The sequence below is a fragment of the Sabulicella glaciei genome (assembly GCF_026183895.1).
Classification (GTDB): domain Bacteria; phylum Pseudomonadota; class Alphaproteobacteria; order Acetobacterales; family Acetobacteraceae; genus Roseococcus; species Roseococcus glaciei.
Window position 1 is genome coordinate 184,770 of the sequence record NZ_JAPFQI010000005.1, and the last position, 8,012, is coordinate 192,781.

Here is an 8,012-nt window from a genome sequence, read left to right on the forward strand (position 1 = left end):
GCAATGACCGCGCGGGACGGAGCGAAGCCGGCAAGATCGGCGCCCAATCCGGGCCCCCCGCGAAAATGCGAAGCGTTTTCGTGGGGAAGCGCTTAGCGCCGCAATTCCATCTGGATCGGCCCCTCGCGCTCGCCATTGGCGAACTGGTCCACCATGGCGTTGCCGGTGTGGCCCAGCGTCTCGGCGGGGCCGCTCCAGACGATGCGGCCCTTGTGGATCATCGCCGCCGTGTCGCCGATGCGCCGCGCGCTCGCCATGTCGTGGGTGATGGACAGCGCGGTGGCGCCCAGGCGCCGCACGCAATCGACGATCAGCCCGTCGATCACCGCGCCCATGATGGGGTCCAGTCCCGTGGTGGGCTCATCGAAGAAGATGATGTCGGGGCGCGCGGCGATGGCGCGGGCCAGGGCCACGCGCTTCTGCATCCCGCCCGACAGCTCCGCCGGGGACAGCTCGCCGACCGTGGCGGCGAGACCCACCTGCGCCAGCGCCTCGGCCGCCACGTCGCGCGCCTGGGCGCGCGTGACGCGCTTCTGCGCCAGCAGCTTGAAGCACACGTTCTCCCAGACGGGCAGGCTGTCGAACAGCGCACCGTTCTGGAACAGCATCCCCGTGCGGTCGAGCAGTGCGGCGCGCTCGGCGCGCGACATGCGCGTGACGTCCTGCCCGTCCACCTCGATCAGGCCCTCGTCTGGGGAAAGCAGGCCAAGGATGCACTTGATCGTCACCGACTTGCCGGAGCCGGAGCCGCCCAGCACCACGGTGGAATGGCCGGCCACGACGTCGAGGTCCACGCCGTCCAGCACCTGCTTCGCGCCGAACGCCTTGCGCAGCCCGCGCAGGCGGATGCGAGGGGTCGCGCTCACGAGAAGAAGGCCGCCGTCAGCAGGTAGTCGAAGGCGAGGATGAGGATGGAGGCGGCGACCACGGCGCGCGTCGTCGCCTGTCCTACGCCCTGCGCGCCCCCGCGCGAGGCATAGCCGCACCAGCACCCCATCAGCGCGATCACGAAGCCGAACACCGCCGCCTTCACCAGGCCGGAGATGACGTCCATCGGCTGCAGGATGTCCCAGGCATTGGACAGGAAGGTCTGCGGCACGAAGCCGAGCTTGAGCACGCCGACCAGGAACCCGCCCATCACGCCCAGGATATCCGCGATCAGCACCAGCAGCGGCAGCGCGAGCGTCCCGGCCAGCAGCCGGGGCGCGACCAGGTACTTCATCGGGTCGGTGGAAAGCGTGGTCAGCGCGTCGATCTGGTCGGTGACGCGCATGGTGCCGATCTCGGCCGCCATGGCGGCGCCGATGCGCCCGGCCACCATCAGCCCGGCCAGCACGGGGCCCAGCTCGCGCGTCACGCTCAGCACGACGACGGAGGCGATGGCGCTCTCGGCGTTGAAGCGCGCGAAGCCGACATAGGATTGCAGCGCCAGCACCATGCCGGTGAACAGCGCGGTGAGCGCGACCACGGGCAGGGAGAAATAGGCGATCTCCACGAAATGGCGCGCGAACTGGCGCAGGAAGAAAGGCGGCCGCACGAGGTGCGACAGCGCCTCGGCGGCGAAGAGCGACACTTGGCCGAGGGCGCGCAGCAGCCCCAACACGGTGCGCCCGAGCAGGGCGACGAGATCCAGCGCGGCGGTCATGCGCCCACATAGCCCCGCTGGAAGCGGCGGCCCAGCCGGGTCAGGATCTCGTAGCCGATCGTGCCGGCGGCGGCGGCCATGGCGTCCGCATCCCCCTCCGTCCCGATCACCTCCACGAGGTCGCCCGGGCGGGCCTCCGGGATGGCGGAGACGTCGAAGGTCATTAGGTCCATGGAGACCCGGCCCGCCAGCCTCGCCACCTTCCCATGCAGGAGGCCCTTGCCCCCGCCCTCCCAGGCGCGCGGGATGCCGTCCGCATAGCCGCCCGCCACGGTGGCGATGCGCGAAGGCGCCGTGGCGCGCCAGGCGGCGCCGTAGCCCACCGTCTCGCCGGGCCCGACCTCGCGGATCTGCAGGATGGGCAGGGCGAGGCGGATCACGTTCTCCATCGGGTTGGGCTGCCCAGGGGTCGGGTTCAGCCCGTAAAGGGCGGCGCCGGGCCGGGCGAGGTCGCTGCGGAAGCGCGGGCCGAGAAAGATCCCGGAGGAATTGGCAAGGGAGCGGGGAAGGGGTGGAAGGCGGGCGCAGGCCGCCTCGAAACGCTCCGCCTGGAGCGCGTTCAGCGGGTGGTCCGGCTCCTCCGCCACGGTGAGGTGGGTCATGACGTAGCGCAGCCGCACGCGGTCGAGGCGGTGCGGCTCGGCGACCAGCGTGTCCAGCTCGGCGGGGGGCAGGCCGAGGCGGCTCATGCCAGTGTCGAGATGGAGGATCGCCTCGCCCTCATGCGCGGCGAGGTCCGCGAGGCTGTTCAGCACGGGGATGGTGCCCGGATGCTCCTCGCGCTGCGTGCCGGCGAACCCGTTCAGCACGGCGACGGTCGGCCCCTCGCCCAGGGCCTCGCGCAGCGCGTCCCCCTCGGCGGGCGTCGCGACGAAGAAGTGGCGGCAGCCGGCGGCGGCCAGGGCGGGGGCGACGCGCGCCGCCCCCAGCCCGTAGGCATCGGCCTTCACCACCGCAGCCACCGCCCCGCCATGGATCTCGCGCAGCCGGCGCCAGTTGCGCGCGACCGCGCCGAGGTCGATGGTCAGCCGGCCGGTGGACATGTCACTCCGCGTATTCGGGCGCGTGGTGCGTGTCCAGGTCGCCGAAGCGGGTGAACTCCGCCTCGAAGAACAGGGGGATGGTGCCGGTGGGGCCGTGGCGCTGCTTGGCGATGATCAGGTCGGCCTTGTTGTGGGCGCGCTCCATGTCCTGCTGCCAGCGTTCCATGGCCTCGTGGTACTTCCCGTCATCGGTGAAGTTGGTGATCTTCGGCTCGCGCGCCTTCAGGTAGTACTCGTCGCGATAGACGAACATCACGCAGTCGGCGTCCTGCTCGATCGAGCCGGATTCGCGAAGGTCGGACAGCTGCGGCCGCTTGTCCTCGCGCTGCTCCACCGCACGGGACAGCTGGGACAGCGCCATGACGGGGATGTGCAGCTCCTTGGCGATGGCCTTCAGCCCCTGGGTGATCATGCTGATCTCCAGCACGCGCGATTCCGGCCGCGTGCCCACGGCGGGGCGCATGAGCTGGAGGTAGTCCACCACGATGAACTTCAGGCCGCGCGTGCGCTGGATGCGACGGCAGCGCGTGCGCAGCGCCGACAGCGTGATGGCCGGCGTGTCGTCGATCAGGATGGGCAGGCGCGACAACTCGCGCGACACGGCGACGAAGTTGTCGAACTCGCGCTGGCTGATCTCGCCGCGCCGGATGCGGTCGCCCTGGATGCGGCTGCTTTCGGAGAGGAGGCGGTTGGCCAGCTGGTCCGCGCTCATTTCGAGCGAGAAGATGGCGACGGCGGGCGGGACGGCGTTCGGTCCCTTCTGCTCCTCCGTGTCGCGCAGCAGGAACTGCGCCGCGCCGAAGGCGACCTTGGTGGCGAGCGCGGTCTTTCCCATGCCGGGACGCCCCGCCAGGATCAGCAGGTCGCTGTCGTGCAGCCCGCCCAGCTTGGCGTCCATGTCGCGCAGGCCGGAAGGCAGACCGGACACGCCGCCGCCGCGCTCCAGCGCCGCGGCCGCCACCTCCACCGCGCGGGTCAGCGCCTTCTCGAAGGAGATGGCGCCGCCCTCGCTCGCCTTCTCGGTGGCGAGGTTGAACAGCGCCTGCTCCGCCGCCTCGATCTGGTCCTTGCCTTCGAGCTCCGGCTCGGCGCCAAAGGCGCGGTTCACCACCGTCTCGCCCAGGTCGATCAGCTGGCGGCGCAGCCAGTGGTCGTGGATCAGCTTGCCGTATTCGCCGGCATTGACGATGCCGACCATGGCGGTGAGCAGCTGCGACAGGTAGGCGGGGCCGCCGACCTCGGCCAGGTCGCCCGTGTGCTCGAACTCGTGGCGCAGCGTCACCGCGTCGGCCAGCTGGCCGTTCTCCACCCGCCGGCGGATGGCCGTGTAGATGCGGCCATGGATGGCGTCGGCGAAATGCTCCGCCTCCAGGAACTCGCTGACCCGCTCATAGGCCTTGTTGTTGGCGAGCAGCGCGCCGAGCAGCGCCTGCTCGGCCTGGAGATTGGCCGGGGGAAGGCGGGTGCCGAGGCCGAGAAGGCCGCGATCCTCGTCCAAGGAGGGCGGGTGGATGGTGTTCATGAGCCTGCCACCCTAGCGCGGCGGGGGCGCCGAAGTCACCGAGCGTGGCCTGTGGAACACGGGGATGAACCGCCTTGTGTCCCCCGCGCCACGCCCCTCAGCGCAGCCGCGCGGCCAGCGGCAAGGCCAGGACGCACAGCGCGGCCATGGCCCAGAAGGCGAGGCCGCCGACCCCCGCGTAAAGCCAGCCCCCCGCGAAGGTGAGGCTCCCCATGGCCGCGCCCACCCCGGCCACGTGCAGGGTCTGCGCCCGCGCCGCGAGGGGGGCGGGAAGCTCCAGCAGCGCCCGCATGGCCGCGAGGTGCATGGCGCCGAAGGTGAGGCCGTGCAGCGCCTGGAGCGGCAGCAGCACCCAGAAATCCGTGACCACCGCCGTGGCGCCCCACCGGACCACTCCCGCCCCCGCCGCCAGCAGGGCGAGGCCGCGCTTGCCCAGCATGGCGGTCAGCGCGCCCCCCTTCAGGAAAAGCAGGATCTCCGCCACCACCCCCACCGCCCAGAGCAGCCCGACCTGTCCCGGCGACAGGCCCGAAGCCTGCCAGTGGATGGCCGAAAAGCCGTAGAGCACGGCATGCGACCCCTGCACCGCAGCGGAAAGCGGCAGGAGACGGCGGAACCCCGCCTCTCGCCACGGCGCCCAGAGCGGGCCGGACTGCGCCTCGCCGGGCGGGCGCGGCGGCGGGCGCGGCAGGCGCGGCGCCGCCAGCGCGGTGGCGAACATCCCGCCCGCGAGCAGGAAGGCGGTGGCGCGCGGCCCGGTGGCGTCGGCGAGGAACCCGGCCAGCACCGCGCCGGCGATGAAGGCGACGGAACCCACCGCCCGCACCCGCGCATAATCGAAGCCGCCCGCGCGCAGCGCCAGCGCATCGGTCAGCGGCATCACCGGCGCGGCGGCGGCTGCATGGAGAAGCTGCACGGCGAGCAGAAGCGCGAAGCCCGCCAGCAGACCGAAGCCCAAAGCGGCCAGTCCCGCCACCAGCGCGGCGGCGAAGAGAACGCGCCGCACATCCCCGGTCCGGTCCGCCCATTGCCCGAGCAGCGGCGCGGAAAGCAGGCGGATGACGGAGCCCGCGGCCAGCACCGTCCCCACCTCGCCAGGGGTCAGCCCGCCCGCCGCCAGGATGGCGGGCAGGAAGGGCAGGGCGGCGCCGAATCCCAGGAACTGCGCAGCAAAGGCGAGGGCGAAGGGTCGGGCCTGGCTCACGTCTCACACGGGTGGGAAGATTGCATTGCGCGGGGATGGGTGCATAACCACCCGGCTTCTCTCCCGGATCAAGCATGTTCGACGCGCGCGTGAAAGCCATCCTCGGCCCCACCAACACCGGCAAGACTCACCTGGCGCTGGAGCGGATGCTCGCGCATTCCTCCGGCATCATCGGCTTTCCGCTGCGCCTGCTGGCGCGGGAGAACTACGACCGCATGGTGGCGCAGAAGGGCGAGAAGAACGTCGCCCTGATCACCGGCGAGGAGAAGATCGTCCCGCCCGAGGCCAAGTATTTCGCCTGCACGGTGGAAGCCATGCCGCTCGACCGCCGCGTCGAGTTCCTGGCGGTGGACGAGATCCAGCTCTGCGCCGACCCGGATCGCGGGCACATCTTCACCGACCGGCTGCTGCACGCACGCGGGCTGGTCGAGACGATGTTCATGGGCGCGGAAACGATCCGCCCGCTCCTGCAGCGCCTCGTGCCGCAGGTGGAAGTGGAGACGCGGCCGCGCCTGTCCCAGCTTTCCCATGCCGGCCCGGCCAAGCTGACGCGGCTGCCCGCGCGCTCCGCCGTCGTCGCCTTCAGCGCGGGCGAGGTCTATGCGATCGCGGAGGCGATCCGCCGCCGCCGCGGCGGCTGCGCCGTGGTGATGGGCCGCCTGTCGCCGCGCACCCGCAACGCCCAGGTGAAGATGTACCAGGACCGCGAGGTGGATTTCCTGGTCGCCACCGACGCGATCGGCATGGGGCTCAACATGGACGTGGACCATGTGGCCTTCGCCTCGCTCACCAAGTTCGACGGCAACCGCCCGCGCCCGCTGACGGCGCAGGAAGCGGCGCAGATCGCCGGTCGCGCCGGGCGCGGCATGCGCGACGGCACCTTCGGCACCACGGGCGAATGCCCGCCCTTGCCGGACGAGATGGTCAACAAGATCGAGAACCACCATTTCGAGCCGCTGCAGGCGCTGGTCTGGCGCAACAGCGACCTCGACTTCTCCTCCGTGGACGCGCTGCTGGACAGCCTCTCCACGCCGCCGCCGCAGCCCGGGCTGACCAAGGGCAACGACGCGACGGACCACATCGTCCTCGCCGCCCTGGCGCGCGAACCTGCGATCCGCGAGCGCGCCAATTCCCGCGCCCGCGTCGCCCTGCTGTGGGAGGCGTGCCAGGTGCCCGACTTCCGCAAGCTGGCGGATGACAGCCACACCCGCCTCTGCGCCCGCATCTTCGAGGAGCTGTGCGACAACCGCGCGCTGCCGGAGGACTGGATCCGCGGCCAGATCGCCGGCTGCCACAACATCGAGGGCGACCTCGACACGCTGATGGCGCGTCTCGCCCATATCCGTTCCTGGGCCTACATCGCCGCGCGCGCCGACTGGGTGAAGGATGCGGCCAGCCTGCAGGACGCCGCGCGCGCCGCCGAGGACGCGGTGAGCGACGCGCTGCACGAGCGCCTGACCGCGCGCTTCGTGGACCGCCGCGCCGCCCACCTGATCCGCCGCCTGGACGACACGCAGGACGAGGTGCTGTCCGCCGTCACCCGCTCCGGCGAGGTGGTGGTGGAGGGGCACAATGTCGGCAAGGTGGAGGGGTTCCAGTTCACCCCCGACGCCGGCGAGGGCGGCGAGGAGGAGCGCAAGCTGGTGCTGCGCGCCGCGCGCCGCGCGCTCGCGATGGAAATGCCGCGACGCGTCGCCGCGCTGGAGGTGGCCAAGCCCGAAGCCTTCACGCTGAGCCCCGAGCACCGCCTCCTGTGGGACGGCGCCGAGGTGGCGCGGCTCAAGATGGGCAGCGAGCCGGGCAAGCCGGTGATCGAGGTGCGCGACAGCGAGTTCCTCGACAGCGCGCAGAAGGAGCGCATCCGCGCCAAGCTCGCCGCCTTCATCGAGGGAGCGCTGGGCAAGGACCTCGCCGCCGTGGCGGGGGTGGAGGCCAAGGCGGCCGAGGACAACACGCTGCGCGGCCCCGCCTACCAGCTGCGCGAAACGCTGGGGCTGAAGCCCGGCGACACGCGCAATGCCATCAACAACGAGCTGAAGGCGAAGCTGAAGGGCATCGGCATCCGCGCCGGGCGCTTCGCCCTCTACGTGCCGGAGGTGCTGAAGCCGCGCCCGATGGGGATGCGCGCGCAGCTCTGGGCGCTGAGCCACGACATCCCGACGCCGCCCTTGCCGGCGCCGGGCCTCGTTTCCATTCCCGCCGATGGGGTGCTGGCCCTGTCCTGGCCCGAGGGCTTCGCGGAGATCATCGGCTGGGTAAAGGCCGGGCCGATCTTCGTGCGCCTCGACGTGGCGGAGCGCGTGGCGGGCGAGCTCGGCTACCTGACGCGCAAGGCGCCCGCGCCGCTGCCGCCGGAAACCCTGGGCAAGTTCGGCATTCGTGGCGAGTTGCTGGGCGAGGTGCTGGCCGGTCTCGGCTTCCGCCTCATCGCGCCGGACCCGCTGCCGGAAGAGATGCACGGGCCGCTGCCGCCGGTCATGGTGGCCTGGGCGCGCCCGGATCGCGGGCCGCGCCCCGGGCAGCGCCCGCCGCGCCGCGAGGAGAATCGTCGCCCGCCGCGCCGCGACGAGCGCCGCGCCCCGGCGGCGGAAGGCGCCG

The 8,012-nt window shown here is 71.9% G+C and carries 6 protein-coding genes; 1 reads left to right on the forward strand and 5 read right to left on the reverse strand.

The genetic code is table 11. The features are described 5' to 3' along the window. Positions 1 to 92: 92 nt before the first annotated feature. The 5 genes from OF850_RS09835 to OF850_RS09855 form a co-directional block, all read right to left on the reverse strand. Positions 93 to 866 (reverse strand): ABC transporter ATP-binding protein, encoded by a 774-nt coding sequence (locus tag OF850_RS09835; protein ID WP_301589876.1) that lies wholly within the window; start codon positions 864 to 866, stop codon positions 93 to 95. Beyond that, positions 863 to 1,645, reverse strand: a complete 783-nt coding sequence (locus OF850_RS09840) for an MlaE family ABC transporter permease (RefSeq protein WP_301589877.1) — start codon at positions 1,643 to 1,645, stop codon at positions 863 to 865. The genes OF850_RS09835 and OF850_RS09840 overlap by 4 nt, the downstream gene beginning before the upstream one ends. Then, positions 1,642 to 2,688, reverse strand: coding sequence for an alanine racemase (alr, locus tag OF850_RS09845; protein ID WP_301589878.1), 1,047 nt, complete (start codon positions 2,686 to 2,688; stop codon positions 1,642 to 1,644). Before alr ends, OF850_RS09840 begins: the two co-directional genes overlap by 4 nt. A gap of 1 nt (position 2,689) precedes the next feature. Then, positions 2,690 to 4,210: a replicative DNA helicase gene (locus tag OF850_RS09850; RefSeq protein ID WP_301589879.1), complete on the reverse strand. Its 1,521-nt coding sequence runs from the start codon at positions 4,208 to 4,210 to the stop codon at positions 2,690 to 2,692. 97 nt (positions 4,211 to 4,307) lie between these two features. Beyond that, positions 4,308 to 5,414: an MFS transporter gene (locus OF850_RS09855; RefSeq protein ID WP_301589881.1), complete on the reverse strand. Its 1,107-nt coding sequence runs from the start codon at positions 5,412 to 5,414 to the stop codon at positions 4,308 to 4,310. A 74-nt stretch (positions 5,415 to 5,488) separates the two neighbouring features. Between OF850_RS09855 and OF850_RS09860 the strand changes: the two genes are divergently transcribed. Then, positions 5,489 to 8,012, forward strand: a 2,524-nt coding sequence (locus tag OF850_RS09860) for a helicase-related protein (protein WP_301589882.1), incomplete at its 3' end; no start/stop codon positions are given.